Genomic DNA, 22,858 nt, shown 5'->3' with positions numbered 1-22,858 from the left:
CATCGTTCAGGCCTTGTCGACGCTGCGCTCAGCGACGGCCGGCAAGGTGAAGCCAGACACCGAACGCCGCAGCTGACTGGCCATCTTCGCCAGGTTGCCGATGCTCTCGGCGGTGGCCGTAGAGCCCGACGAGGTCTGCGTGGTGATCTGCTGGATCACGTTCATCGTCAAGGAAATCTGACCCGCCGAAGACGTCTGTTGCTGCGCCGCGTTGGAGATACTCTGGATCAACGCCGCGAGGGTTTTCGATACGCCTTCGATTTCTTCCAGGGCCACACCGGCATCCTGCGCCAGTCGCGCGCCGCGCACCACTTCCGTGGTGGTTTGCTCCATGGAAATCACGGCTTCATTGGTGTCGGTCTGAATCGCCCGGACCAGGGTTTCAATCTGCCGGGTGGCCGCCGACGAGCGCTCCGCCAGCCGCTGGACTTCATCGGCAACCACCGCAAAACCGCGCCCGGCGTCACCGGCCATGGAGGCCTGGATCGCCGCGTTCAGCGCGAGGATGTTGGTCTGGTCGGCAATGTCGTCGATCAGGCTCACGATGTCGCCAATTTCCTGGGAAGACTCGCCCAAACGCTTGATCCGCTTGGCCGTGTCCTGAATCTGTTCACGGATATTGTCCATACCGTGAATGGTGTTGTGCACCACCTCGTTGCCCTTGTTGGCGATTTCCACCGAGCGCTCGGCAACCGCCGAGGACTCGGCGGCATTTGCCGACACCTGATCGATGGACTGAGCCATTTCGTTGATCGCGGTCGAGGCTTCGGAAATCTGCTGTGCCTGATGCTCCGAGGCCTGGGCCAGGTGCATCGCGGTCGCCTGGGTTTCCTGTACGGCAGCGGCCACCTGACCGGCCGTCAGGTTGATGGTCGCGACCAGATCGCGCAGTTGATCGACCGAGTAATTGATCGAGTCGGCGATGGTCCCGGTGAAGTCTTCGGTCACTGACGCCGTGACTGTCAGGTCACCGTCGGCGAGGTCTTCGATCTCGTCGAGCAAGCGCATGATCGCGTTCTGGTTACGCTCGTTCTTCTCGGCGGTTTCGCGCAATTGGCGATTGGTTTCGCGGACCATCACCAGGCCGATCAGGATAATCGAGGTCAGTGCCAGCAAACCCAGTACGTAGCCACCGATGGTATCGGTAGAGCGCCCGCCCACCATATTTTCAAAACCATTGGCCAGATGAGAAGCCTCATCGAGCAAGGTCTGCGACAGGTTGAAAATGTTGCCCGCCGACTCGCGGACCTTGAACAGTTCAGGTGAGGTTTCGAGGATTTCGTCGACCGAACCCGAAACAAATTGGAACAGCTCGGCAATCTCGGTCAGACGGGCGCGGGCGTCGTGGTCTTCGACCTCGCTGATTTTCATCAACGGATTGCCCTGCAGCATGCCGTTGAGCACCTGGCCAAAACGCGCTGCATCACGGCCAAAGGCGTCGGCAGCCTGCTGGGCGTTTTCGTCGCCGGCAAGCACGGTGTTGACCGCGCCAAGGATTCGCTCGGCCAGCAACGACTGGCGCTGAGCCATCGCCACCTGAGTGGCCGGTGCGCCGCGCTGGAGCAGGATTTCGACGACTTTTTCGTACTCGACCTGCAACTGCGGCACGGTCTCGGCCAGGGTCGCGGCGACCTGATGCAGCGACAGCACGGTCTGTTCGCTGGACAGGATCGCGTCGGTATTCTTCAGCAAGCGCTCCCAGTCCAGTTGCACCGCGTGCATTTCCGGGCGTACCGCCGCCGGTGCTGGCGGCAGGCCGGTGGTCGGATCACCCTTTTTCAAGTAGCCCCAGCGCTGGGCGAAGTCGTTACGGGCGTCACTCAGCAGCTTGAACGCCGCCGCTTTGCCAGCCGCCGCTTCAGTGGCGTTTTTGGCGATACGTTGGGACAACACGCGCAGCTCGCCAGCGTGGCCGATGTACTGCTTGTCGTAGGAGGCCTGGGTGTTGAGGTAAGCGAAGTTGGCAAACAGCAACACGATGAACACGATCAGCGCCATGAACAGCACAATGATCTGCGAGCGACTGCGCGACCCTTCCGTAGCCTTGCCTGTTTTTGCTTTTATCATCGATCCTCGCCTGTTAACCAATGCTCTGCCAGGACTGGCCGAAGAACCTGTGGGAGCGAGCTTGCTCGCGATTCAGGCGCTGCGGTGTTGCAGGCTTACCGCGTTATCGTTCATCGCGAGCAAGCTCGCTCCCACAAGGGTCCGCGTCGCCTTTCGTCAAAGGGCCACATCCATAAACCGTGGTGACTGCGCCAGAGCAAACGGGCTGAAGACCTGCCAACGCTGCTCGCGCTCGAACTGTCCCTTGATGAAAGCACCCGCCGGGCCGTCCTGCGCGCCCAGTGACGCCGGCTCGAAACTGGCCTGGTCAAAGTGCTGCATGCCGAACACCTCATCGACCATCAACCCGACAAACAGCTCTTTATACTCAACCACCAGTACGCGCCGCTGCTTGCGTAGCGCAGACAGCTCGGTGCCAAAGAAACCGCACAGGTCCATGATCGGCAGCAACCGCCCGCGCAGGTTGGCCACGCCCTTGACCCACGACTTGACCCCCGGCAGCTGAGTACAACGCGGCTCGTGCAGGACTTCGCTGACCTCGCCCATCGGCGCCACGTACCAGTGCTCGCCGAGACGAAAGCCGATCCCGCTCCAGCCGTGATTGCGGGTTTGCTGCGAAGGCAGATCCGCCGCCAGCAAACGGCAGCGTTGATCGATCTGCAGCAGCAGTTCGAAGGCAGTCAGCGACTCGGCCATGGGTCGGCCGTCAACCAGCCAGAACGGAGTTCAGGGTCTTGATCAGGGTGTCTTCGTCCACCGGCTTGGTGAGGTAATCCTTGGCGCCCTGGCGGGTGCCCCAGACCTTGTCGGTTTCCTGATCCTTGGTGGTGATGATGATCACCGGAATGTGGCTGGTTTCAGCGTCTTTGGTCAGCTGGCGGGTAGCCTGGAAACCGTTGAGGCCGGGCATGACGATGTCCATCAGCACCGCATCGGGTTTTTCCTGACGGGCCAGCGCCACACCGTCTGCGCCGTTTTCGGCTTTCAACACTTCGTGACCGTGCTTTTCCAGCATGCCGGTCAGTTTGTACATTTCAGTCGGCGAATCATCGACGATCAGAATACGTGCCATGGTCTTCCCCATTTTATAGACGCCGGGCCCGTTGGCCGAGCGTCACTGTGCGTGTCCTACTGCGGCGAAACAACGGCAAAGCCCGGTACATGGGCCTGGATCGCGTTCAGCAGTTCTTCCTTGCTGAAAGGTTTGGTCAAAAACTGGTCAGAGCCGACGATGCGCCCCTTGGCCTTGTCGAACAGCCCGTCCTTGGACGACAGCATAATCACTGGCGTGGACTTGAACGCACTGTTGTTCTTGATCAGCGCGCAGGTCTGATAGCCATCCAGACGCGGCATCATGATGTCGACAAAGATGATGCCGGGGTGGTTGTCGGCAATCTTGGCCAGGGCATCGAAACCATCGATGGCGGTGATCACCTCACAGCCCACGTTCTTCAACAGTGTTTCGGCGGTACGACGAATTGTCTTCGAATCGTCGATCACCATGACCTTCAAGGCGCTGGAATGCTGTTCCATAGTTGCTCTACCGTCGCCTTTGCGAATCAATTTGTCCGTTTCCGGCATACCGAGGGCTCGAAACCCTTGATGCTCAAGGGCCAGCACGACATGGAAGCCTTTTTAGCACAGTCTCCAAATCCAATCTATCGGACGACCGACGAGGTGGTTTTTCCTTGACCGGGAACACACTGGGCGCCACTCTGACGCCACTTTTTCATGTCGCTTTGACCACCCAAATTTCGAGGAAAAACCCATGAGCGTTCGCGTCGGGATTGTCATGGACCCTATCGCCAGCATTTCCTATAAAAAGGATAGCTCGCTGGCCATGCTGCTGGCCGCCCAGGCTCGCGGCTGGACGCTGTTCTATATGGAACAGCGCGATCTTTACCAGGCCGAAGGTGAAGCCCGGGCGCGCATGCGTCCTTTGAAAGTTTTCGCCAACCCGGAAAAATGGTTCGAACTGGAAGCCGAAACCGACGCGCTGCTGAGCGATCTGGACGTGATCCTGATGCGCAAGGATCCGCCGTTCGACATGGAATTCGTCTACTCCACCTACCTGCTGGAGCAAGCCGAGCGCGCTGGCGTACTGGTAGTCAACAAACCGCAGAGCCTGCGCGACTGCAATGAAAAACTGTTCGCCACGCTGTTCCCGCAGTGCACGCCGCCGACCGTGGTCAGCCGTCGTCCCGATGTGCTGCGCGAGTTCGCCGATCATCACGGCGATGTCATTCTCAAGCCGCTGGACGGCATGGGCGGCGCTTCGATCTTCCGTCACACCAAAGGCCATCCGAACCTTTCGGTGATCCTCGAAACCCTGACCCAGCACGGCAAGCAGCAGATCATGGCGCAGGGTTACCTGCCGGCGATCAAGGACGGCGACAAGCGCATCCTGATGATCGACGGCGAGCCCGTGGATTACTGCCTGGCGCGGATTCCGGCGGCTGGCGAAACCCGTGGCAACCTGGCCGCCGGTGGCCGTGGCGAAGCACGCCCGCTGACCGACAAGGATCGCTGGATCGCCGCACAGGTCGGCCCGACCCTGCGTGAAAAGGGTTTGCTGTTCGTCGGCCTCGACGTGATCGGCGAGCACCTGACCGAAATCAACGTCACCAGCCCGACCTGCATCCGCGAGATTGATAACGCTTTTGGCACGAACATCGGCGAAATGTTGATGGCTGCCATAGAACGGCAGTTGCAAGCTGCAAGCCACAAGCTGCAAGTTTGAAGCGCTTGTCGCTTGAAGCTTGAAGCTTGAAGCTCAAAAAACCAACATTGCGTTATCATGCGCGGCCTGTGAAAAACGCGATGTTGGTTTTCTTGTTATGACACTTCCGTCCGATCTGCCTCCCGAACTCGCCCACCGTGGCGTGCGCCCGGCCGATCGCCTCGGTTTTACCCTGTTTCTCGCGGCGCTGATTCACCTGGCCCTGTTGCTGGGCGTAGGGTTCGCCTTTGTCGAACCCAAGCAGATCAGCAGAACCCTGGAAATCACCCTCGCCACCTTCAAAAGCGAAAAGAAGCCTGCAAAAGCCGATTTCCTCGCTCAGGAAAACCAGCAAGGCAGCGGCACCCTGGATAAAAAGGCGATCCCCAAGACCACCGAGATCGCGCCGTTCCAGGACAACAAGGTGCAAAAAGTCTCGCCCCCTCCTTCGGTCAAACCTCAGGTAGAGGAAGCAGCGCCGAAAGCCGCCGTGACCACCATCGCGCCAGCGCCAAAAAAAGCCGCGACCAAGAAACAAGAGGTCAAGGCCGAGCCGACACCCAAGGCCGCGACACCGACGTTCGACAGCTCGCAGCTGTCCAGCGACATCGCCAGCCTGGAAGCGGAACTGGCCAACGAACAACAGCTGTACGCCAAGCGCCCGCGTATCCACCGCCTGAGCGCCGCCTCGACCATGCGCGACAAGGGCGCCTGGTATAAGGACGAATGGCGCAAGAAGGTCGAGCGTATCGGCAATTTGAACTACCCCGAAGAAGCCCGGCGCAAGCAGATCTACGGCAACTTGCGACTGATGGTCTCGATCAACCGCGACGGTTCGCTGTATGAAGTGCTGGTGCTGGAATCCTCCGGCCAGCCGCTGCTGGATCAGGCCGCGCAGCGCATCGTTCGACTGGCGGCACCGTTTGCACCGTTTACCGGCGACCTGTCGGATATCGACCGGCTGGAAATCATTCGTACGTGGAAGTTTGCACGCGGAGACAAGCTCTCAAGCAATTGACCGCCACAAATCCCCTGTGGGAGCGAGCCTGCTCGCGATAGCGGTCTGTCTGACACTTCAACTTTGAATCTACCGCCGTCATCGCGAGCAGGCTCGCTCCCACATTTGATCGCTGTCGCCTGCCAAATTGCAGTATCCCCAGCTTGTCAGTTTGCCCCTCCAACGCCACACTAGCGCCTATGAAGAACGTCAGCCCCAGCTACCTCAAGCATCACTTCCTGATCGCCATGCCTCACATGGCCGACCCGAACTTTGCGCACACCTTGACCTACATCGTCGAGCACACGGCCAATGGTGCCATGGGGTTGATCATCAACCGCCCACAGGACCTGAGCCTGGCGGACATTCTCGAACAGCTACGCCCCGATATAGAGCCGCCACCACTGTGCCAGCACGTGCCGATCTTCACTGGCGGCCCAGTACAGACCGATCGCGGTTTTGTCCTGCACCCCACCGGCTCGACGTATCAGGCAACGGTTGAACTGGATGGCCTGGCGCTGTCCACTTCCCAGGACGTGCTGTTTGCCATCGCCGATGGCGTTGGCCCGGCCAAAAGCCTGATCGCCTTGGGTTACGCTGGCTGGGAAGCCGGGCAACTGGAGGCCGAGCTGGCCGACAATGCCTGGCTGACCTGCCCGTTCGATGCCGACATCCTGTTCAACACCAGTAGCGAACTGCGCCTGGAAGCGGCCGCCAAGCGCCTGGGCATCAACCTCAGCCTGCTGACCAGCCAGGCGGGACACGCCTGATGGCCTTGCGTCTGATTTTGGGTTTCGACTACGGCACCAAACAGATCGGCGTTGCGGTCGGCCAGGTGATTACCGGCCAGGCCCGCGAACTCTGCACCTTGAAGGCGCAAAACGGTATTCCTGACTGGAATCAGGTCGAAGCCCTGATCAAGGAATGGAAACCCGACGCCGTGGTGGTCGGCCTGCCGCTGAACATGGACGGCACGCCCAGTGACATGTGCTTGCGGGCCGAGAAGTTCGCCCGGCGCCTGAATGGCCGCTACAACCTGCCCTTCTATACCCACGATGAACGCCTGACCACCTTCGAAGCCAAAGGCGAGCGCCTGGTCCGTGGCGGGCAGAAAGGCAGTTACCGCGACAACCCGGTCGACGCCATCGCCGCCGCCCTGCTGCTGCAAGGCTGGCTTGATGAAAACACTGCATTGTTCGAATCCTGAAGAGGCGCCCGGCGTCTCTCTTAGCTACAACCCGAGCCGCACTGTGCACGCATCGTGCTCGGGCCCATGAAGGAGCAACCATGAGCCTGCCCAATCCCGCCGAACTGATCAGCCAGATGGCGACCCGTCTCAAGGCCCATCTTGAACACCGTGCCATCAGCGAACCGCGCTACATCGGCATTCGCACCGGTGGCGTGTGGGTCGCTCAAGCCTTGCTCGAAGAGCTTGGCAGCGACTCGCCACTGGGTACGCTGGATGTTTCCTTCTACCGCGACGACTTCAGCCAGAGCGGCCTGCACCCCCAGGTGCGCCCTTCAGCGTTGCCGTTCGAAATCGAAGGTCAGCACCTGGTGCTGATCGACGACGTACTGATGAGCGGTCGGACCATCCGCGCCGCCATGAACGAACTTTTTGATTACGGCCGCCCGGCCAGCGTCACTCTGGTGTGCCTGCTCGATCTGGACGCCGGCGAGCTGCCGATCCGTCCGAACGTGGTCGGCGCCACTCTGTCGCTGGCGGCCCACGAACGGGTCAAGTTGACCGGCCCCGACCCGCTGCAACTCGAACTTCAAGACCTCGCCCTTTAATTCGCCCTTTTAAAGAGTCCATTGCGATGACGCCTTTAGACACCAAGCGCCCGCTGCAGCTCAATGATCAGGGCCAGCTGCGCCACTTCCTCTCGCTCGACGGTTTGCGCCGCGAGCTGTTGACGGAAATCCTCGACACCGCCGACTCCTTCCTTGAAGTCGGCGCGCGGGCGGTAAAGAAAGTCCCGCTGCTGCGCGGCAAGACCGTGTGCAACGTGTTCTTCGAGAACTCCACCCGTACTCGCACCACTTTCGAACTCGCGGCCCAACGGCTATCGGCGGACGTCATCACCCTGAACGTGTCGACGTCCTCGGCGAGCAAGGGCGAAACCCTGCTCGATACCCTGCGCAACCTTGAAGCCATGGCCGCCGACATGTTCGTCGTGCGCCACGGTGACTCCGGCGCCGCGCACTTCATCGCCGAGCATGTTTGCCCACAAGTGGCGATCATCAACGGCGGTGACGGCCGTCACGCCCACCCGACGCAAGGCATGCTCGACATGCTCACCATCCGTCGGCACAAAGGCAGCTTTGAAAACCTTTCAGTGGCCATCGTCGGCGATATCCTGCACTCGCGGGTTGCACGCTCGAACATGCTCGCGCTGAAAACCCTCGGTTGCCCGGACATCCGCGTGATCGCGCCGAAAACCCTGCTGCCGATCGGCATCGAGCAGTACGGCGTGAAGGTCTACACCGACATGACCGAAGGTCTGAAAGACGTCGACGTGGTGATTATGCTGCGCTTGCAGCGTGAGCGCATGACCGGCGGCCTGCTGCCGAGCGAAGGCGAGTTCTATCGCCTGTTCGGCCTGACCACCGCACGCCTGGCCGGCGCCAAGCCGGATGCCATCGTCATGCACCCCGGCCCGATCAACCGTGGCGTGGAGATCGAATCGGCGGTGGCCGACGGTCCGCACTCGGTGATTCTCAATCAGGTGACCTACGGGATCGCCATTCGTATGGCCGTGTTGTCGATGGCCATGAGCGGGCAGACTGCCCAGCGCCAATTCGAGCAGGAGAACGCCCAGTGAAGCTCAGCATTCTCGGCGCCCGCGTCATCGATCCAAGCAGCGGCCTGGATCAAGTCACCGATATTCACATTGAAGCCTGCAAGATCGTCGCCATTGGCGCCGCTCCAGCCGGTTTCGTCGCCGTTGAGACCATCGAAGCCAAAGGCCTGGTGGTCGCTCCCGGCCTCGTCGACCTGAACGTCGCTCTGCGCGAACCGGGTTACAGCCGCAAAGGCACAATTGCCAGCGAAACCCGCGCCGCTGCGGCGGGTGGCGTCACCAGCCTGTGCTGCCCGCCACGGACCAAACCGGTGCTGGACACCTCCGCCGTGGCCGAGCTGATCCTCGACCGCGCCCGCGAGGCCGGTAATGCCAAGGTGTTCCCGATCGGCGCCCTGAGCAAAGGTCTGGACGGCGAACAGCTGGCTGAGCTGATTGCCCTGCGCGATGCCGGTTGCATTGCATTCGGCAACGGCCTGGAGAGTTTCCGCAATACCCGCACCCTGTGCCGGGCGCTGGAATACGCGGCGACGTTCGACCTGACGGTGATCTTCCATTCGCAGGATCATGACCTGGCCGAAGGTGGTCTGGCTCACGAAGGTCCGACCGCAAGCTTCCTCGGCTTGCCGGGAATTCCCGAAACGGCTGAAACCGTGGCCCTGGCACGTGATCTGCTGCTGGTCGAACAAACCGGCGTGCGCGCGCACTTCAGCCAGCTCACCAGCGCCCGTGGCGTGGCATTGATCGCTCAGGCCCAGGCCCGTGGCATGAAGGTGACGGCCGATGTGGCGCTGTATCAGCTGATCCTCACCGACGAGGCGCTGATCGACTTCAACAGCCTGTATCACGTCCAGCCGCCGCTGCGCACCCGTGCTGACCGCGATGGCTTGCGTGCCGCCGTGAAGTCCGGGGTGGTTCAAGCGATCTCCAGCCATCACCAGCCACACGAACGCGACGCCAAGCTGGCACCGTTCGGCGCGACCGAGCCGGGCATCAGCAGCGTTGAACTGCTATTGCCGCTGGCCCTGACACTGGTGGAAGACGGCTTGCTCGATCTGCCGACGCTGTTGGCGCGTTTGAGTGCCGGCCCGGCCGACGCCCTGCGCCTGCCAGTGGGCAAGTTGGCAGTGGGCGCTCCGGCGGATCTGGTGGTGTTCGATCCAGCCGCGTCCACCGTGGCCGGTGAGAACTGGCTGTCGAAGGGCGAAAATTGCCCGTTCTTCGGCCATAGCCTACCGGGCGTGGTGCGCTACACCCTGGTGGACGGACGGATCAGCCACCAGGCTTGAGAACGCGTCGCACCAATCGCGAGCAAGCTCGCTCCCACATTGGATTTGTGGTGTTTCACAAATCCTCGGCAAAACGCCGAACGAATGTGGGAGCGAGCCTGCTCGCGATGACTTACTGGAAGGCGCCTCTGTTCTGAGCATTGCGTACGGAGATCTGGTCATTCAACGTCCAGAAGTCATACAGCACCCCCAGAAAGAACAACCCACCGGTCACCAGGTACAGCAGGCCCGTCAGCCACTTGCCTTGGTACATGCGGTGGATGCCGAACACGCCGAGGAATGTCAGCAGGATCCAGGCGACGCTGTACTCGATAGGCCCGGCGGTAAACCGCAGGTCCGCTTCACGGTCCATGGCTGGAATCAGGAACAAGTCGATCAGCCAGCCGATCCCCAGCAATCCAAAGGTGAAAAACCAGATCGTTCCGGTCACCGGCTTGCCGTAGTAGAAGCGGTGAGCACCGGTAAAACCGAAAATCCACAGCAGGTAACCGATCACCTTGCTGTGGGTGTCCTGGTGTGAAACATCCTGACGATAGGTGTTCATGGGTTCCCTCATTTGCCTCGATAGATAAATATTCTTGAATTCTTTGTGACTTTTTTACAGGCGACCGACGTGTGGCAAATGCTACCTTGTCTCCCGTCAAAGCCTTGTAACACCTGACTTCTGTCCGACAATTGAGTCAATTTGCAGCTTCTTTGGTGCAGTTGACCCCCAGGTTGAATCGACCAACGGCCTCGGAAAGGACAAAAAAGCTGTTATAAAGTTGCGCGCTTACCTACATAGAGCCTTGCCTAATGCGTCCATTTTTCAAGACATGGCTAACCATTTGCCTATTAATGCCACTGGCCGCCCACGCCACCAATCGTGAGCAACGTCTTCCGAACGTTAATGGTTACACCCCAAAATCTCATGTTTCTGCCGTTACCAGCAAAAACAAACACGCTGTAAAAGGTCTGACTCATCTGAGCAAGGCCGACAGCAAACCGGTCCCGCCGATGGGGGCCAAACAAAGCAGCAATGTACTGAGCCGTGCAGTAAACGTGCTCGGCACTCCTTATCGTTGGGGCGGCAGCAGCCCAAGTAAAGGCTTCGATTGCAGCGGGCTGGTGAAATACGCCTTCAATGGCGTTGGTGCTGCTGATCTGCCACGCACTTCCAACGCCATGGCCGCCGGTCACGGACAGAAAGTCGAGCGTAAGGACTTGAAGCCGGGCGACCTGATTTTCTTCAATATCAAGAGCCGCAAGGTCAACCACGTTGCCATTTACCTGGGCAACGACCGCTTCATCCACGCACCGCGTCGTGGCAAGTCGGTGACCATCGACACCCTGAAGAAACCGTACTGGGAAAGCCATTACGTGGTTGCCAAGCGGGTTGAAACGAAAGAATCGAAAACCATGCGCATCGCTCAGCGCTAATCCCAGCCTGATGATCGTTCCCACGCTCCTGCGTGGGAATGCATCCCGTGACGCTCCGCGTCACAGCCTCAACAGCGGACGCAGAGCGTCCATGGCGGCATTCCCACGCAGGAGCGTGGGAACGATCCACACAACAAATTCCCCCTCAGAAATTATCCGGTGACCGCGCCTTTTCCCGCGCATGCTCGCGGCTGATCAAGCCTTTGTTCACCAGGTCCTTCAAGCACATATCCAGTGTCTGCATCCCCTGCGAAGCCCCGGTCTGAATCGACGAGTACATCTGCGCAATCTTGTCTTCGCGGATCAGGTTACGGATTGCCGAAGTACCGATCATGATTTCGTGAGCCGCCACCCGGCCACCGCCGATTTTCTTGATCAGCGTCTGGGAAATCACCGCCTGCAACGACTCCGAGAGCATCGAACGCACCATCGACTTCTCTTCGCCCGGAAACACGTCCACCACCCGATCAATGGTTTTCGCCGCGGAGTTGGTGTGCAAGGTACCGAAGACCAGATGCCCGGTCTCGGCCGCCGTCAGCGCCAGGCGGATGGTCTCCAGATCACGCATCTCCCCCACCAGAATCACGTCCGGGTCCTCGCGCAATGCCGAACGCAGCGCGGTGGCGAAACTGCGCGTGTCACGGTGCACTTCGCGTTGATTGATCAGGCATTTACGTGATTCGTGGAGGAATTCGATGGGGTCTTCGATGGTGAGGATATGGTGATGCCGGTGGTTGTTCAGGTAGTCGATCATCGCCGCCTGGGTGGTCGACTTGCCGGAACCGGTAGGCCCGGTGACCAGCACCAGCCCGCGAGAGACCTCGGTAATACGGCGAAACACATCCCCCATACCCAGATCTTCCAGGCTCTGGATTTTCGACGGGATGGTGCGGAATACCGCGCCCGGGCCGCGATATTGATTGAACGCATTGACCCGAAAGCGCGCCACACCCGGCGCCTCGAAGGAAAAGTCGGTCTCCAGCGCCTGCTCGAACTCCACCCGCTGCTTGTCGTTCATGATCGTGTAGATCAGCTCGCGCACCTGCTTGTCATCCAGCGCCGGCAGGTTGATCCGCCGCACATCGCCATCCACCCGGATCATCGGCGGCAGCCCCGCAGACAGGTGCAAGTCGGAAGCCCCCTGTTTGGCGCTGAAAGCCAGCAGTTCAGTGATATCCATAGCGCTCCCCAATTCCAGTAGAATGCCGCGAACCTCAGACTGCCGGCGTCCCTCAATGTCCACGATAGCAGACAACATAGCCTTGGTTCAGATACGCATCCGCGCCGCGGAACAGGCTGCGCAACGTGCCGAACACAGTGTCCGACTGCTGGCCGTGAGCAAAACCAAACCCAGCGACGCCGTGCGTGAAGCCTACGCCGCCGGCGTGCGCGACTTTGGTGAGAACTATTTGCAGGAAGCCTTGGGCAAACAGCTCGAGTTGGCCGACCTGCCCTTGAGTTGGCACTTCATCGGCCCCATTCAATCGAACAAGACGCGTGCTATCGCCGAGAACTTCGCTTGGGTGCATTCCGTGGATCGCTTGAAAATCGCACAACGCCTGTCCGAACAACGCCCGGCCGAGCTGCCGCCCCTGAACATCTGCATTCAGGTCAATGTCAGCGGTGAAACCAGCAAATCCGGTTGTACCCCGGCCGATCTGCCGGCGCTGGCGAATGCCGTCAGCGCGTTACCACGGCTGAAACTGCGCGGCTTGATGGCAATCCCGGAGCCGACTGAAGATCGTGCCGCCCAGGACGCTGCCTTTGCGACCGTACAAAGGCTACAAGCCAGCCTGAATCTGCCACTCGACACACTTTCCATGGGCATGAGCCACGACCTGGAGTCGGCCATTGCCATGGGCGCCACCTGGGTTCGTATTGGTACGGCCCTGTTTGGCGCCCGCGCCCCTGGTCATCAATAGCCGGTCAGCCGTGAACAATGACTGACACACCTCTCTATAAGGACCTGACATGAGCAAGACACGTATTGCCTTTATCGGTGCCGGAAACATGGCCGCCAGCCTGATCGGCGGCCTGCGCGCCAAAGGTCTGGACGCCACGCAGATCCGCGCCAGCGATCCGGGTGCTGAAACCCGCGCCCGGGTAACCGCCGAACACGGCATCGAAACGTTCGCCGACAATGCAGAAGCGGTTCAAGGCGCCGACGTGGTCGTACTGGCGGTCAAACCTCAGGCGATGAAAGCTGTGTGTGAAGCGCTGCGTCCAAGCCTTGCACCGAATCAACTGGTGGTGTCGATTGCCGCCGGGATCACCTGCGCCAGCATGAACAACTGGCTCGGCGCCCAGCCGATCGTGCGCTGCATGCCCAACACCCCGGCGCTGCTGCGTCAGGGCGTGAGCGGTTTGTTCGCTACCGCCCAGGTGACTGCCGAACAGCGTCAGCAGGCCGAAGAGCTGCTGTCGGCCGTCGGTATCGCCCTGTGGCTGAACGAAGAGCAGCAACTGGATGCGGTCACCGCCGTTTCAGGCAGTGGCCCTGCGTACTTCTTCCTGCTGATCGAAGCCATGACCGCTGCGGGCGAGAAACTGGGTCTGCCACGGGACATCGCGGCCCAACTGACCCTGCAAACGGCGTTGGGCGCTGCGCACATGGCGGTCGCCAGTGATGTCGACGCCGCTGAGCTGCGCCGTCGCGTAACTTCGCCAGCGGGCACCACCGAAGCCGCGATCAAGACCTTCCAGGCCGGCGGCTTCGAAGCCCTGGTCGAAAAAGCACTCGGCGCCGCTGCGCACCGCTCGGCCGAGATGGCCGAGCAACTCGGTCGCTAATCAGCTCTTACAAAGGAATAAATGATGCTCGGACTCAATGACGCTGCCATTTTCATAATTAAAACCCTGGGCAGCCTGTACCTGCTGATCGTGCTGTTGCGCTTCATCCTGCAATTGGTTCGGGCGAATTTTTACAACCCGCTCTGCCAGTTCATCGTGAAAGCCACTCAACCGCTGCTCAAGCCTCTGCGCCGGGTAATCCCGAGCATGTTCGGGCTGGACATGTCGTCGCTGGTACTGGCGCTGATCGTGCAGATGCTACTGATCGCGGTCATCCTGTTGCTCAAAGGCTTCCAGGTTGACTGGCTGTTTTTGGTGCCATGGGCACTGATCGCGATCTTCGCACTGTTTTTGAATATCCTGTTCTACGCGATGATCATCAGCGTGATTCTGTCCTGGGTCGCCCCGGGGAGCCACAATCCGGGCGCAGAGCTGGTCGCTCAGATTACTGAACCGGTCCTCGCCCCGTTCCGCCGCATGATTCCGAACCTGGGCGGCCTCGACATCTCACCGATCTTCGCGTTTATCGTGATCCAGTTACTGCAAAGCTGGCTGATCCCACGCCTTGCGTACTATGCCTTCATGCCAAACGGGCTGCTCGGCCTGATCTGATGAGCTATTTTCGCTGGGACGGTGACGACCTGATTCTGGAGTGTCACCTGCAACCGGCGGCCCGCAGCGATGACTTCTGCGGGCTGCATGGCGATCGGCTGAAGATCCGCCTGACCGCCCCGCCGGTCGAAGGCAAGGCCAACGCCTATCTGATGGCGTTTCTGGCCAAGGCGTTTGGGGTGTCCAAGAGCCAGGTGAGCCTGATCAGCGGTGAGCTGAACCGGCAGAAGCGGGTTCGGATCAGCTCGCCGAAGAAGTTGCCGGAGTTGCCGGATCTTGCGCGCCCGGCAGGCTGACTGCGTCATCGTTCATCGCGAGCAGGCTCGCTCCCACATTTGGAATGCAATCCCCCTGTGGGAGCGGGCTTGCTCGCGAATGGCGCACCTCGATCCAGCTGAATGAAATCAGGCCCGGCCTTTGCTTGCCGCTGAGGTCCCTGCTCATTAGACTTACGCCTCATTTCAACGAGAGCAGGGTCGATGCCAACTGCCTTTCCCGCCGATTCTGTTGGTCTGGTGACGCCGCAAGTGGCGCACTTCAGCGAGCCCCTGGCCCTTGCCTGCGGCCGCTCATTGCCAGCTTATGACCTGATCTATGAAACCTACGGCACGCTGAACGCCACGGCGAGCAACGCCGTGCTGATTTGCCATGCCTTGTCCGGTCACCATCACGCCGCCGGTTTTCACAGTACCGAAGACCGTAAACCCGGTTGGTGGGACAGCTGCATCGGCCCGGGCAAACCGATCGACACCAACAAATTCTTCGTGGTCAGCCTGAACAACCTCGGCGGCTGCAACGGCTCCACCGGCCCGAGCAGCATCAACCCGGACACCGGCAAGCCGTTCGGCGCCGATTTTCCGGTGCTGACCGTGGAAGACTGGGTCCATAGCCAGGCACGCCTCGCGGACCGGATCGGCATCGACCAGTGGGCCGCCGTGATCGGCGGCAGTCTGGGCGGCATGCAGGCAATGCAGTGGAGCATCACTTACCCTGAGCGCATCCGTCACTGCCTGGCCATTGCCTCGGCACCGAAACTGTCGGCACAGAACATCGCCTTCAACGAAGTAGCACGTCAGGCAATTCTCACCGACCCGGAGTTCCATGGCGGTTCGTTCCAGGAAGCGGGCGTGATCCCCAAGCGCGGGCTGATGCTGGCGCGGATGGTCGGGCACATCACCTACCTGTCGGACGATTCCATGGGCGAGAAATTCGGCCGTGGCCTGAAGAGCGAAAAGCTCAACTACGACTTCCACAGCGTCGAGTTCCAAGTCGAAAGCTACCTGCGTTATCAGGGTGAAGAGTTCTCCGGGCGCTTCGATGCCAACACCTACCTGCTGATGACCAAAGCGCTGGACTACTTCGATCCGGCGGCTAACTTCGACGATAACCTGGCGAAAACCTTCGAGGCAGCCAAAGCCAAGTTCTGCGTGATGTCCTTCACCACCGACTGGCGCTTCTCCCCTGCCCGCTCGCGGGAACTGGTGGATGCGCTGATGGCGGCCAGGAAAGACGTTTGCTACCTGGAGATCGATGCTCCGCAAGGCCACGACGCCTTCCTGATTCCGATCCCGCGTTACTTGCAGGCATTCAGCAATTACATGAACCGTATATCGCTTTGAGGAAGACATGAGAGCCGATCTGGAAATCATCCAGGAATGGATCCCCGCCGGCAGCCGCGTCCTCGACCTCGGTTGCGGTGATGGCGAGCTGCTGACCTGGCTGCGCGACAACAAGCAAGTCACCGGCTACGGGCTGGAAAACGATGCGGACAACATCGCCGAATGCGTGGCCAAGGGCATCAACGTCATCGAGCAGGACCTGGACAAGGGCCTCGGCAACTTTGCCAGCAACAGTTTCGACATCGTGGTGATGACCCAGGCCCTGCAAGCCGTGCATTACCCGGACAAGATCCTCGACGAAATGCTGCGGGTCGGTCGTCAGTGCATCATCACCTTCCCCAACTTCGGTCACTGGCGCTGCCGCTGGTACCTGGCAAGCAAGGGCCGGATGCCGGTTTCGGAGTTTTTGCCATACACCTGGTACAACACGCCGAACATTCACTTCTGCACCTTTGAAGACTTTGAAGCGCTGTGCCGCGAACGTGAAGCCAAGGTCATCGATCGGCTTGCCGTCGATCAACAACACCGACACGGGTGGGCCAGTAAGCTATGGCCTAATCTATTAGGTGAGATTGGCATCTACCGCGTCAGCAGTCCTGGCCTGCAGGATCACCAGGTAGCGGTTTAACGAGGTATTTCGAGGAGAGCGATCATGGGTCGTCTAGCCCTGTTTCTATTAACCGCCTGCCTGAGCGTCAGCGCCATGGCCGCCGAAGCCATCAAAGGCGAGCGCCAGGAAACCTTCGGTGACGTGACGGTGCACTACAACACCTTCAATTCCACCTACCTGACGCCGGATATCGCCAAAAACGCCGAACTTATCCGCAGCAAGAACCAGGGTGTGATCAATGTGTCGGTGATCAAGGCTGGTAAACCACTGACCGCCAGCGTTACCGGTACGGTGAAAGACCTGACCAGCCAAAGCCTCCCGCTGAAGTTCAAACAGATCACCGAAACCGGTGCGGTCTACTATATCGCCCAGTTCCCGGTGGATCAGCAGGAAGTCCGCACGTTCGAGATCAAGGTGCAGACCGGCGACAAAATCAACACCATCAATTTCAACCAAGAGCTCTTCCCCGGCGAATGATCGACTTCACGCAACTCGTATTGGCCAGCCATAACGCCGGCAAACTCAAAGAACTCCAGGCCATGCTCGGCGAATCGGTGCACCTGCGCTCGATTGGCGAGTTCAGCAGCGTCGAGCCCGAAGAAACCGGCCTGTCGTTCGTCGAAAACGCCATCCTCAAGGCCCGCAACGCCGCGCGCATCTCCGGTTTGCCGGCGCTGGCCGATGATTCGGGGCTGGCGGTGGACTTCCTCGGCGGCGCACCCGGCATCTACTCGGCGCGTTACGCCGATGGCCAGGGCGATGCGGCGAACAACGCCAAGCTGCTCGACGTGCTGAAAGACGTGCCTGAAGCCGAACGCGGTGCGCAGTTTGTCTGCGTGCTGGCGCTGGTACGCCACGCCGACGATCCGCTGCCGATTCTCTGCGAAGGTCTGTGGCACGGGCGTATTCTGACCCAGGCCAGCGGTGAGCACGGCTTTGGTTACGATCCGCTGTTCTGGGTGCCGGAGCGTGATTGCTCCAGCGCAGAATTGAGCCCGGCCGAGAAAAACCAGCTCAGCCACCGCGCCCGTGCAATGGAATTGCTGCGCCAACGTTTGAGCCTGAAATGACCCACGACTCATCGGCGTCGCCGCTGATCTTCGGCGGCGCGCAATCGCCCCGCGCGGCCCTGCCTCAGTTGCCGCCGCTGGCGCTGTACATCCATATTCCGTGGTGCGTACGCAAATGCCCTTATTGCGACTTCAACTCCCACACCGCAAGCCCCGTGCTGCCGGAAGAAGAGTATGTGGACGCCCTGCTGGCTGACCTCGATCAGGATCTGCACGCAGTTTACGGCCGCAAGCTCAGTTCGATCTTCTTCGGCGGCGGCACACCGAGCCTGTTCAGCGCGCAAGCGTTGGGCCGGTTGCTCAAAGGTGTGGAACAGCGGATCCCGTTTGCCAGCGATATCGAAATCACCCTGGAGGCTAACCCCGGGACTTTCGAGCAGGAAAAGTTCGTCGCTTACCGCGCCTTGGGCATCAATCGCCTGTCGATCGGCATCCAGAGCTTCCAACAAGAGAAGCTTGAGGCACTGGGCCGGATCCACAACGGCGATGAAGCGATTCGCGCCGCAGGCATGGCCCGACAGGCCGGGTTCGACAACTTCAACCTGGACCTGATGCACGGCTTGCCCGATCAGTCCCTGGAAGACGCTTTGGACGACCTGCGCCAGGCCATCGCACTGAAGCCGACTCATCTGTCCTGGTATCAGCTGACGCTGGAGCCGAATACGGTGTTCTGGAATCAGCCGCCAACCCTGCCAGAAGACGACACCCTGTGGGACATTCAAGAGGCCGGTCAGGCGCTGCTGGCCGAACACGGTTACGCCCAATACGAAGTGTCGGCGTATGCCCAACCCGGTCGCCCGGCGCGGCATAACCTCAATTACTGGAGTTTCGGTGACTTCATCGGCATCGGTGCCGGGGCTCATGGCAAACTCAGTCATCCGGACGGGCGAATTGTCCGCACTTGGAAGACCCGTTTGCCGAAGGACTACCTCAACCCGGCAAAGAGCTTTCAGGCGGGCGAGAAAGCCCTGACCAACGAAGAGCTGCCTTTCGAGTTCCTGATGAATGCCTTGCGCCTGACCGAGGGTGTCGAGGCGAGGCTGTATCCGGAGCGCACCGGCCTGACGCTGGAAAGTCTTGCCGAAGGCCGTCGTGAGGCCGAACAAAGTGGCTTGTTGCAGGTCGAACCGTCACGTCTGGCGGCGACTGAGCACGGACAGCTGTTCCTCAATGACTTGCTGCAGAATTTTCTGACTTAAGGAAATCGAATGGATTTGGTACTCGATCTGCTTGCCACCGTGTCCCGCTGGAGCCGTAGCAACCTGTCGGAAATCGCCCTGGCGCTGGTGGGCTGCCTGCTGGTGCTGTTTGGCGCAGATATCAAAGGCTGGATCGACCAACGCCTGGGCAGCATCGCCGGCGCCTTGCGCGTCCCGTTGATGGCCCTGGTGTGCATGATTGGCAGCGGCGCCGCACTGATCTACGCCACGCCGTGGATTGTTCGCGGCCTGAGCCAGTTCAACAACTACAGCCTGGCGCCAGTGTTGCTGGTAGTGCTGGTGTTGATCGGTGTCGTCGCAGACCGCCGTTAATCCTAAACAACACACAAAACAAATGTGGGAGCGAGCTTGCTCGCGATGGCGATATAACATTCAACATCGATGCTGAATGTTATGGCCTCATCGCGAGCAAGCTCGCTCCCACATATAGTTTTGAGTTATGGCTTACGACTGTTTTTCGAACTTCAAATCCCACACGCCATGCCCAAGGCGTTCGCCGCGGCGTTCGAACTTGGTGATCGGGCGCTCGGCTGGGCGCGGCACGCACTTGCCGTCTTCGGCGAGGTTGCGGTAGCCCGGTGCGACGTTCATCACTTCCAGCATGTATTCCGCATACGGTTCCCAGTCGGTAGCCATGTGCAGCACACCGCCAACTTTCAACTTGCTACGCACCAGCTCAGCGAACGACGCCTGAACGATACGACGCTTGTGGTGACGGCTCTTGTGCCACGGGTCCGGGAAAAACAGCATCAGGCGATCGAGGCTGTTGTCGGCCACGCAACGGTTGAGCACTTCGATCGCATCGCAATCGTAGACCCGCAGGTTAGTCAGGCCTTGAGTCAGCACGCCATTGAGCAGCGCGCCGACACCTGGACGGTGCACTTCAACGCCAATGAAATCCTGATCCGGCGAAGCCGCGGCCATTTCCAGCAGCGAATGGCCCATGCCAAAGCCGATTTCCAGCGAGCGCGGTGCCGAGCGACCAAACACCTGGTCAAAATCCACCGGCGCGTCGGCCAGCGGCAAAACGAACAGCGGCGTGCCCTGGTCCAGGCCGCGCTGTTGGCCTTCGGTCATGCGCCCGGCGCGCATCACGAAACTCTTGATGCGGCGGTGTTGGCGCTCTTCGCCTGCTTCCGTCTGGATAGGCGTGTCGTTCGATTCAGTCATCAATGGCTCTTACTTGATCAGACCATCCAGCGGCGAGGAAGCGCTGGCATAGAGTTTTTTCGGCATGCGCCCGGCGAGGTACGCCAGACGACCTGCAACAATGGCGTGTTTCATGGCTTCAGCCATCATGATCGGCTGCTGGGCGTGGGCGATGGCCGAGTTCATTAGCACCGCTTCGCAACCCAGTTCCATGGCGATGGTGGCGTCGGAAGCGGTGCCGACACCGGCATCCACCAACACCGGGATCCTGGCTTCTTCGAGGATGATCTGCAGGTTGTACGGGTTGCAGATCCCCAGGCCCGTGCCGATCAGACCGGCCAGCGGCATGACTGCGATGCAGCCGATTTCCGCCAGTTGACGGGCAATGATCGGGTCATCGCTGGTGTAGACCATCACGTCGAAACCTTCCTTGACCAGCACTTCGGCGGCCTTGAGGGTTTCGATCACGTTAGGGAACAGGGTTTTCTGGTCCGCCAACACTTCCAGCTTCACCAGGTTGTGGCCGCCGAGCAGCTCACGGGCCAGGCGGCAGGTGCGCACAGCCTCGGTAGCGTCGAAGCAGCCGGCGGTGTTCGGCAGGAAGGTGTAGCGATCCGGCGACAGGACTTCGAGCAGGTTCGGTTCGCCCGGGTTCTGGCCGAGGTTGGTCCGGCGCACGGCGAAGGTGACGATCTCGGCACCCGAGGCTTCGATGGCCAGGCGGGTTTCTTCCATGTCACGGTACTTGCCGGTACCTACCAGCAAACGCGACTGGTAAGTACGACCGGCCAGGACGAAAGGCTTGTCGCTGCGAACGTTGCTCATCGGAAATCCTCTGTTGGGGTGAGGTTCTTGCAGAATGCGTGTGGGCCGCGGGAGTCGCCTGCTGGCTACTAGCCGCCGCCGATGGCGTGAACGACTTCGACCGAGTCACCGTCGTTCAAAGTAGTTTCTGCGTGCTGACTGCGCGGGACGATATCCAGATTGAGTTCGACCGCCACCCGGCGTCTGGTCAGCTCCAGACGGGTCAGCAGGGCCGCAACGGTTTCACCGTCGGGCAGTTCAAGGGATTCGCCGTTCAACTGAATGCGCATGCCGAATGCCGCCATCGTTTTTAGGGGCCAGCATTCTAGCCCGATCAGTCAGGTCGACCCAAGCCATTCGTCTTGAAATGGACCCGTAGGGGTCAGGTCAGACGCCAGGCGGCAATCCCCAGGCACAGCCAGCCCACGAGGAATGCCAATCCGCCGAACGGCGTAACGATGCCAAGCTTGCTGACACCGGTCAGGGTCAGCAGGTAAAGGCTGCCGGAAAACAGCAGGATTCCGATAGCAAATGATACGCCGGCCCAGGTGATCAGGCGCCCGGAAATCTGCGTGGCCAGCAGTGCTATGCCCAGCAACGCCAGGCTATGCACCAGTTGGTAGGTGACGCCGGTGTGGAAAATCGCCAGGTATTCGGCACTCAGGCGGTCTTTCAGGCCATGGGCGGCAAACGCGCCCAGGCCCACGCCGGTGAATCCGAAAAAAGCGGCCAGCATCAGAAAGCCACGCAGCATGAGGAACTCCAGTCAGAATCATCGGGCAGGGTCTGTATAATGGCCCGCTCGACAGGTTCGGCCAAGCCATCTCTATGCTGCGTTTAATGTTCCGCCGCTTCACAAAAGCCCTGCTCTGGTTCGCGGTTGGCAGCGTGTTGCTGGTGCTGGTGTTTCGTGTCGTTCCGCCTCCGGGGACAGCACTGATGGTTGAGCGCAAGATCGAATCCTGGGTCGATGGCGAGCCTATCGACGTGCAGCGTAATTGGCAGCCGTGGGAAAACATCTCCGACGACTTGAAAGTCGCGGTGATGGCTGGCGAGGATCAGAAATTCCCCGAGCACTGGGGTTTTGACTTCGGCGCGATTCAGGCTGCTCTGGCGCACAACGAACTCGGCGGTTCGATCCGTGGCGCCAGCACCCTGAGCCAGCAAGTCTCGAAGAACCTGTTCCTGTGGTCCGGTCGCAGCTGGCTGCGCAAGGGCCTGGAAGCCTGGTTTACCGGACTGATCGAAGTGTTCTGGCCCAAGCAGCGGATACTTGAGGTGTACCTCAACAGCGTGGAATGGGATGACGGGGTGTTTGGCGCCGAAGCGGCTGCCCGGCATCACTTTGGCGTGAGCGCCCGGTCGTTGAACCGTCAGCAGGCCAGTTTGCTGGCCGCTGTGCTGCCGAACCCACGGGTCTGGAGCGCCGGCCATCCGAGCCCTTATGTATTGCGACGCGCGAGCTGGATTCGGCAGCAGATGAGCCAGTTGGGTGGCGACAGCTATCTGATAGGGCTCAACGCTTCGCGCCGGGCACCTTGGACGCAATAGCCGATCACGATTCCAACAGCACTGGAGAACCACTGTGGGAGCGAGCCTGCTCGCGATGAGGCCAGCACATTCAGCATCAATGCTGCCTGTTACATTGCCATCGCGAGCAGGCTCGCTCCCACAGGGGGGCCGGTGTGA

Annotated in this window: 29 protein-coding genes; 19 read left to right on the top strand and 10 right to left on the bottom strand. The window is 60.2% G+C overall.

Annotated features, from left to right (window positions below; all coding sequences use genetic code 11):
* Positions 1–6 precede the first annotated feature (6 nt).
* The 4 genes from AC1RKH_RS27140 to pilG all read right to left on the bottom strand — a co-directional run bounded on the left by AC1RKH_RS27140 (position 7) and on the right by pilG (position 3,600).
* A complete protein-coding gene (locus tag AC1RKH_RS27140) occupies positions 7–2,067 on the bottom strand; it encodes a methyl-accepting chemotaxis protein (protein WP_493064366.1) in 2,061 nt (686 codons plus the stop codon).
* Positions 2,068–2,223: 156 nt separating this feature from the next.
* Positions 2,224–2,763: a chemotaxis protein CheW gene (locus AC1RKH_RS27135; RefSeq protein ID WP_493064367.1), complete on the bottom strand. Its 540-nt coding sequence runs from the start codon at positions 2,761–2,763 to the stop codon at positions 2,224–2,226.
* Positions 2,764–2,773: 10 nt separating this feature from the next.
* A complete protein-coding gene (gene pilH / locus AC1RKH_RS27130; protein WP_007929961.1) occupies positions 2,774–3,139 on the bottom strand; it encodes a twitching motility response regulator PilH in 366 nt (121 codons plus the stop codon).
* 56 nt (positions 3,140–3,195) lie between these two features.
* The gene (gene pilG, locus AC1RKH_RS27125; protein WP_019694068.1) at positions 3,196–3,600 is read right to left on the bottom strand and encodes a twitching motility response regulator PilG; all 405 of its coding nucleotides are present in this window, start codon (positions 3,598–3,600) and stop codon (positions 3,196–3,198) included.
* 235 nt (positions 3,601–3,835) lie between these two features.
* On the opposite strand from pilG, the gene gshB reads away from it, so the two are divergent.
* The 7 genes from gshB to AC1RKH_RS27090 all read left to right on the top strand — a co-directional run bounded on the left by gshB (position 3,836) and on the right by AC1RKH_RS27090 (position 9,876).
* Positions 3,836–4,807 (top strand): glutathione synthase, encoded by a 972-nt coding sequence (gene gshB, locus AC1RKH_RS27120; RefSeq protein WP_493064368.1) that lies wholly within the window; start codon positions 3,836–3,838, stop codon positions 4,805–4,807.
* Positions 4,808–4,904: 97 nt separating this feature from the next.
* Positions 4,905–5,804, top strand: coding sequence for an energy transducer TonB (locus tag AC1RKH_RS27115; RefSeq protein WP_123426443.1), 900 nt, complete (start codon positions 4,905–4,907; stop codon positions 5,802–5,804).
* A 179-nt stretch (positions 5,805–5,983) separates the two neighbouring features.
* The gene (locus tag AC1RKH_RS27110; RefSeq protein WP_123426442.1) at positions 5,984–6,553 is read left to right on the top strand and encodes a YqgE/AlgH family protein; all 570 of its coding nucleotides are present in this window, start codon (positions 5,984–5,986) and stop codon (positions 6,551–6,553) included.
* Positions 6,553–6,990: a Holliday junction resolvase RuvX gene (gene ruvX, locus AC1RKH_RS27105; protein WP_007897947.1), complete on the top strand. Its 438-nt coding sequence runs from the start codon at positions 6,553–6,555 to the stop codon at positions 6,988–6,990. The genes AC1RKH_RS27110 and ruvX overlap by 1 nt, the downstream gene beginning before the upstream one ends.
* Positions 6,991–7,070: 80 nt before the next feature.
* On the top strand, positions 7,071–7,577 hold the full coding sequence (pyrR, locus tag AC1RKH_RS27100) for a bifunctional pyr operon transcriptional regulator/uracil phosphoribosyltransferase PyrR (RefSeq protein ID WP_493064369.1): 507 nt from the start codon (positions 7,071–7,073) through the stop codon (positions 7,575–7,577).
* A 26-nt stretch (positions 7,578–7,603) separates the two neighbouring features.
* Positions 7,604–8,608, top strand: a complete 1,005-nt coding sequence (locus AC1RKH_RS27095) for an aspartate carbamoyltransferase catalytic subunit (protein WP_071552973.1) — start codon at positions 7,604–7,606, stop codon at positions 8,606–8,608.
* Complete coding sequence (locus tag AC1RKH_RS27090) at positions 8,605–9,876, top strand: dihydroorotase (protein ID WP_493064370.1); 1,272 nt, start codon at positions 8,605–8,607, stop codon at positions 9,874–9,876. Before AC1RKH_RS27095 ends, AC1RKH_RS27090 begins: the two co-directional genes overlap by 4 nt.
* Before the next feature lie 112 nt (positions 9,877–9,988).
* Here the strand turns inward: AC1RKH_RS27090 and AC1RKH_RS27085 are convergent, their stop codons facing one another.
* A complete protein-coding gene (locus tag AC1RKH_RS27085; protein ID WP_493064371.1) occupies positions 9,989–10,420 on the bottom strand; it encodes an NINE protein in 432 nt (143 codons plus the stop codon).
* A 251-nt stretch (positions 10,421–10,671) separates the two neighbouring features.
* Here AC1RKH_RS27085 and AC1RKH_RS27080 point away from each other — a divergent pair, with 251 nt between their 5' ends.
* Complete coding sequence (locus AC1RKH_RS27080; protein WP_493064372.1) at positions 10,672–11,295, top strand: C40 family peptidase; 624 nt, start codon at positions 10,672–10,674, stop codon at positions 11,293–11,295.
* Between the two features lie 145 nt (positions 11,296–11,440).
* Here the strand turns inward: AC1RKH_RS27080 and AC1RKH_RS27075 are convergent, their stop codons facing one another.
* Entirely contained in the window at positions 11,441–12,475 is a 1,035-nt protein-coding gene (locus AC1RKH_RS27075; protein WP_493064373.1) for a type IV pilus twitching motility protein PilT, read from the bottom strand.
* Between the two features lie 55 nt (positions 12,476–12,530).
* On the opposite strand from AC1RKH_RS27075, the gene AC1RKH_RS27070 reads away from it, so the two are divergent.
* From AC1RKH_RS27070 to AC1RKH_RS27025, 10 genes are all read left to right on the top strand, one after another.
* Entirely contained in the window at positions 12,531–13,217 is a 687-nt protein-coding gene (locus AC1RKH_RS27070) for a YggS family pyridoxal phosphate-dependent enzyme (protein ID WP_493064374.1), read from the top strand.
* A 49-nt stretch (positions 13,218–13,266) separates the two neighbouring features.
* On the top strand, positions 13,267–14,085 hold the full coding sequence (gene proC, locus AC1RKH_RS27065) for a pyrroline-5-carboxylate reductase (protein ID WP_493064375.1): 819 nt from the start codon (positions 13,267–13,269) through the stop codon (positions 14,083–14,085).
* Between the two features lie 24 nt (positions 14,086–14,109).
* Positions 14,110–14,697, top strand: coding sequence for a YggT family protein (locus AC1RKH_RS27060; protein WP_493064376.1), 588 nt, complete (start codon positions 14,110–14,112; stop codon positions 14,695–14,697).
* Entirely contained in the window at positions 14,697–14,993 is a 297-nt protein-coding gene (locus tag AC1RKH_RS27055; protein ID WP_493064377.1) for a DUF167 domain-containing protein, read from the top strand. The genes AC1RKH_RS27060 and AC1RKH_RS27055 overlap by 1 nt, the downstream gene beginning before the upstream one ends.
* A gap of 183 nt (positions 14,994–15,176) precedes the next feature.
* Positions 15,177–16,316: a homoserine O-succinyltransferase MetX gene (gene metX / locus AC1RKH_RS27050; RefSeq protein ID WP_493064378.1), complete on the top strand. Its 1,140-nt coding sequence runs from the start codon at positions 15,177–15,179 to the stop codon at positions 16,314–16,316.
* A 7-nt stretch (positions 16,317–16,323) separates the two neighbouring features.
* Positions 16,324–16,944, top strand: coding sequence for a methionine biosynthesis protein MetW (metW, locus tag AC1RKH_RS27045; RefSeq protein WP_071552963.1), 621 nt, complete (start codon positions 16,324–16,326; stop codon positions 16,942–16,944).
* 24 nt (positions 16,945–16,968) lie between these two features.
* Positions 16,969–17,403: a DUF4426 domain-containing protein gene (locus tag AC1RKH_RS27040; protein WP_123426431.1), complete on the top strand. Its 435-nt coding sequence runs from the start codon at positions 16,969–16,971 to the stop codon at positions 17,401–17,403.
* The gene (rdgB, locus tag AC1RKH_RS27035; protein WP_493064379.1) at positions 17,400–17,996 is read left to right on the top strand and encodes an RdgB/HAM1 family non-canonical purine NTP pyrophosphatase; all 597 of its coding nucleotides are present in this window, start codon (positions 17,400–17,402) and stop codon (positions 17,994–17,996) included. Before AC1RKH_RS27040 ends, rdgB begins: the two co-directional genes overlap by 4 nt.
* Entirely contained in the window at positions 17,993–19,195 is a 1,203-nt protein-coding gene (gene hemW / locus AC1RKH_RS27030; RefSeq protein ID WP_493064380.1) for a radical SAM family heme chaperone HemW, read from the top strand. Before rdgB ends, hemW begins: the two co-directional genes overlap by 4 nt.
* Before the next feature lie 9 nt (positions 19,196–19,204).
* Positions 19,205–19,528 carry a DUF3392 domain-containing protein gene (locus AC1RKH_RS27025; RefSeq protein ID WP_054594469.1) on the top strand — a complete coding sequence of 108 codons (324 nt, stop codon included), beginning with the start codon at positions 19,205–19,207 and terminating at the stop codon, positions 19,526–19,528.
* Positions 19,529–19,660: 132 nt separating this feature from the next.
* On the opposite strand, the gene trmB is transcribed toward AC1RKH_RS27025, so the two are convergent.
* The 4 genes from trmB to AC1RKH_RS27005 all read right to left on the bottom strand — a co-directional run bounded on the left by trmB (position 19,661) and on the right by AC1RKH_RS27005 (position 21,923).
* Positions 19,661–20,386: a tRNA (guanosine(46)-N7)-methyltransferase TrmB gene (trmB, locus tag AC1RKH_RS27020; RefSeq protein ID WP_054594470.1), complete on the bottom strand. Its 726-nt coding sequence runs from the start codon at positions 20,384–20,386 to the stop codon at positions 19,661–19,663.
* Positions 20,387–20,395: 9 nt separating this feature from the next.
* Positions 20,396–21,190, bottom strand: a complete 795-nt coding sequence (locus AC1RKH_RS27015) for a thiazole synthase (protein ID WP_123426426.1) — start codon at positions 21,188–21,190, stop codon at positions 20,396–20,398.
* Between the two features lie 68 nt (positions 21,191–21,258).
* Positions 21,259–21,459 carry a sulfur carrier protein ThiS gene (gene thiS, locus AC1RKH_RS27010; RefSeq protein ID WP_493064381.1) on the bottom strand — a complete coding sequence of 67 codons (201 nt, stop codon included), beginning with the start codon at positions 21,457–21,459 and terminating at the stop codon, positions 21,259–21,261.
* Positions 21,460–21,551: 92 nt separating this feature from the next.
* Positions 21,552–21,923, bottom strand: coding sequence for a DUF423 domain-containing protein (locus AC1RKH_RS27005; RefSeq protein WP_493064382.1), 372 nt, complete (start codon positions 21,921–21,923; stop codon positions 21,552–21,554).
* Between the two features lie 74 nt (positions 21,924–21,997).
* On the opposite strand from AC1RKH_RS27005, the gene mtgA reads away from it, so the two are divergent.
* Complete coding sequence (mtgA, locus tag AC1RKH_RS27000; protein WP_493064383.1) at positions 21,998–22,720, top strand: monofunctional biosynthetic peptidoglycan transglycosylase; 723 nt, start codon at positions 21,998–22,000, stop codon at positions 22,718–22,720.
* Positions 22,721–22,858: the final 138 nt, after the last annotated feature.

Source organism: Pseudomonas sp. GW822-FHT06B12 (genome assembly GCF_058799675.1).
Note: the sequence above shows the minus strand (reverse complement) of the source record. Positions and strands in the feature narration are given on the sequence as shown.

Bases quoted from the DNA above. Each gene is read 5' to 3' on its own strand.
- AC1RKH_RS27140 (WP_493064366.1), bottom strand. From the start codon at position 2,067: ATGATAAAAGCAAAAACAGGCAAGGCTACGGAAGGGTCGCGCAGTCGC.
- AC1RKH_RS27135 (WP_493064367.1), bottom strand. From the start codon at position 2,763: ATGGCCGAGTCGCTGACTGCCTTCGAACTGCTGCTGCAGATCGATCAA.
- pilH (WP_007929961.1), bottom strand. From the start codon at position 3,139: ATGGCACGTATTCTGATCGTCGATGATTCGCCGACTGAAATGTACAAA.
- pilG (WP_019694068.1), bottom strand. From the start codon at position 3,600: ATGGAACAGCATTCCAGCGCCTTGAAGGTCATGGTGATCGACGATTCG.
- gshB (WP_493064368.1), top strand. From the start codon at position 3,836: ATGAGCGTTCGCGTCGGGATTGTCATGGACCCTATCGCCAGCATTTCC.
- AC1RKH_RS27115 (WP_123426443.1), top strand. From the start codon at position 4,905: ATGACACTTCCGTCCGATCTGCCTCCCGAACTCGCCCACCGTGGCGTG.
- AC1RKH_RS27110 (WP_123426442.1), top strand. From the start codon at position 5,984: ATGAAGAACGTCAGCCCCAGCTACCTCAAGCATCACTTCCTGATCGCC.
- ruvX (WP_007897947.1), top strand. From the start codon at position 6,553: ATGGCCTTGCGTCTGATTTTGGGTTTCGACTACGGCACCAAACAGATC.
- pyrR (WP_493064369.1), top strand. From the start codon at position 7,071: ATGAGCCTGCCCAATCCCGCCGAACTGATCAGCCAGATGGCGACCCGT.
- AC1RKH_RS27095 (WP_071552973.1), top strand. From the start codon at position 7,604: ATGACGCCTTTAGACACCAAGCGCCCGCTGCAGCTCAATGATCAGGGC.
- AC1RKH_RS27085 (WP_493064371.1), bottom strand. From the start codon at position 10,420: ATGAACACCTATCGTCAGGATGTTTCACACCAGGACACCCACAGCAAG.
- AC1RKH_RS27080 (WP_493064372.1), top strand. From the start codon at position 10,672: ATGCGTCCATTTTTCAAGACATGGCTAACCATTTGCCTATTAATGCCA.
- AC1RKH_RS27075 (WP_493064373.1), bottom strand. From the start codon at position 12,475: ATGGATATCACTGAACTGCTGGCTTTCAGCGCCAAACAGGGGGCTTCC.
- AC1RKH_RS27070 (WP_493064374.1), top strand. From the start codon at position 12,531: ATGTCCACGATAGCAGACAACATAGCCTTGGTTCAGATACGCATCCGC.
- proC (WP_493064375.1), top strand. From the start codon at position 13,267: ATGAGCAAGACACGTATTGCCTTTATCGGTGCCGGAAACATGGCCGCC.
- AC1RKH_RS27060 (WP_493064376.1), top strand. From the start codon at position 14,110: ATGCTCGGACTCAATGACGCTGCCATTTTCATAATTAAAACCCTGGGC.
- AC1RKH_RS27055 (WP_493064377.1), top strand. From the start codon at position 14,697: ATGAGCTATTTTCGCTGGGACGGTGACGACCTGATTCTGGAGTGTCAC.
- metX (WP_493064378.1), top strand. From the start codon at position 15,177: ATGCCAACTGCCTTTCCCGCCGATTCTGTTGGTCTGGTGACGCCGCAA.
- metW (WP_071552963.1), top strand. From the start codon at position 16,324: ATGAGAGCCGATCTGGAAATCATCCAGGAATGGATCCCCGCCGGCAGC.
- AC1RKH_RS27040 (WP_123426431.1), top strand. From the start codon at position 16,969: ATGGGTCGTCTAGCCCTGTTTCTATTAACCGCCTGCCTGAGCGTCAGC.
- rdgB (WP_493064379.1), top strand. From the start codon at position 17,400: ATGATCGACTTCACGCAACTCGTATTGGCCAGCCATAACGCCGGCAAA.
- hemW (WP_493064380.1), top strand. From the start codon at position 17,993: ATGACCCACGACTCATCGGCGTCGCCGCTGATCTTCGGCGGCGCGCAA.
- AC1RKH_RS27025 (WP_054594469.1), top strand. From the start codon at position 19,205: ATGGATTTGGTACTCGATCTGCTTGCCACCGTGTCCCGCTGGAGCCGT.
- trmB (WP_054594470.1), bottom strand. From the start codon at position 20,386: ATGACTGAATCGAACGACACGCCTATCCAGACGGAAGCAGGCGAAGAG.
- AC1RKH_RS27015 (WP_123426426.1), bottom strand. From the start codon at position 21,190: ATGAGCAACGTTCGCAGCGACAAGCCTTTCGTCCTGGCCGGTCGTACT.
- thiS (WP_493064381.1), bottom strand. From the start codon at position 21,459: ATGCGCATTCAGTTGAACGGCGAATCCCTTGAACTGCCCGACGGTGAA.
- AC1RKH_RS27005 (WP_493064382.1), bottom strand. From the start codon at position 21,923: ATGCTGCGTGGCTTTCTGATGCTGGCCGCTTTTTTCGGATTCACCGGC.
- mtgA (WP_493064383.1), top strand. From the start codon at position 21,998: ATGCTGCGTTTAATGTTCCGCCGCTTCACAAAAGCCCTGCTCTGGTTC.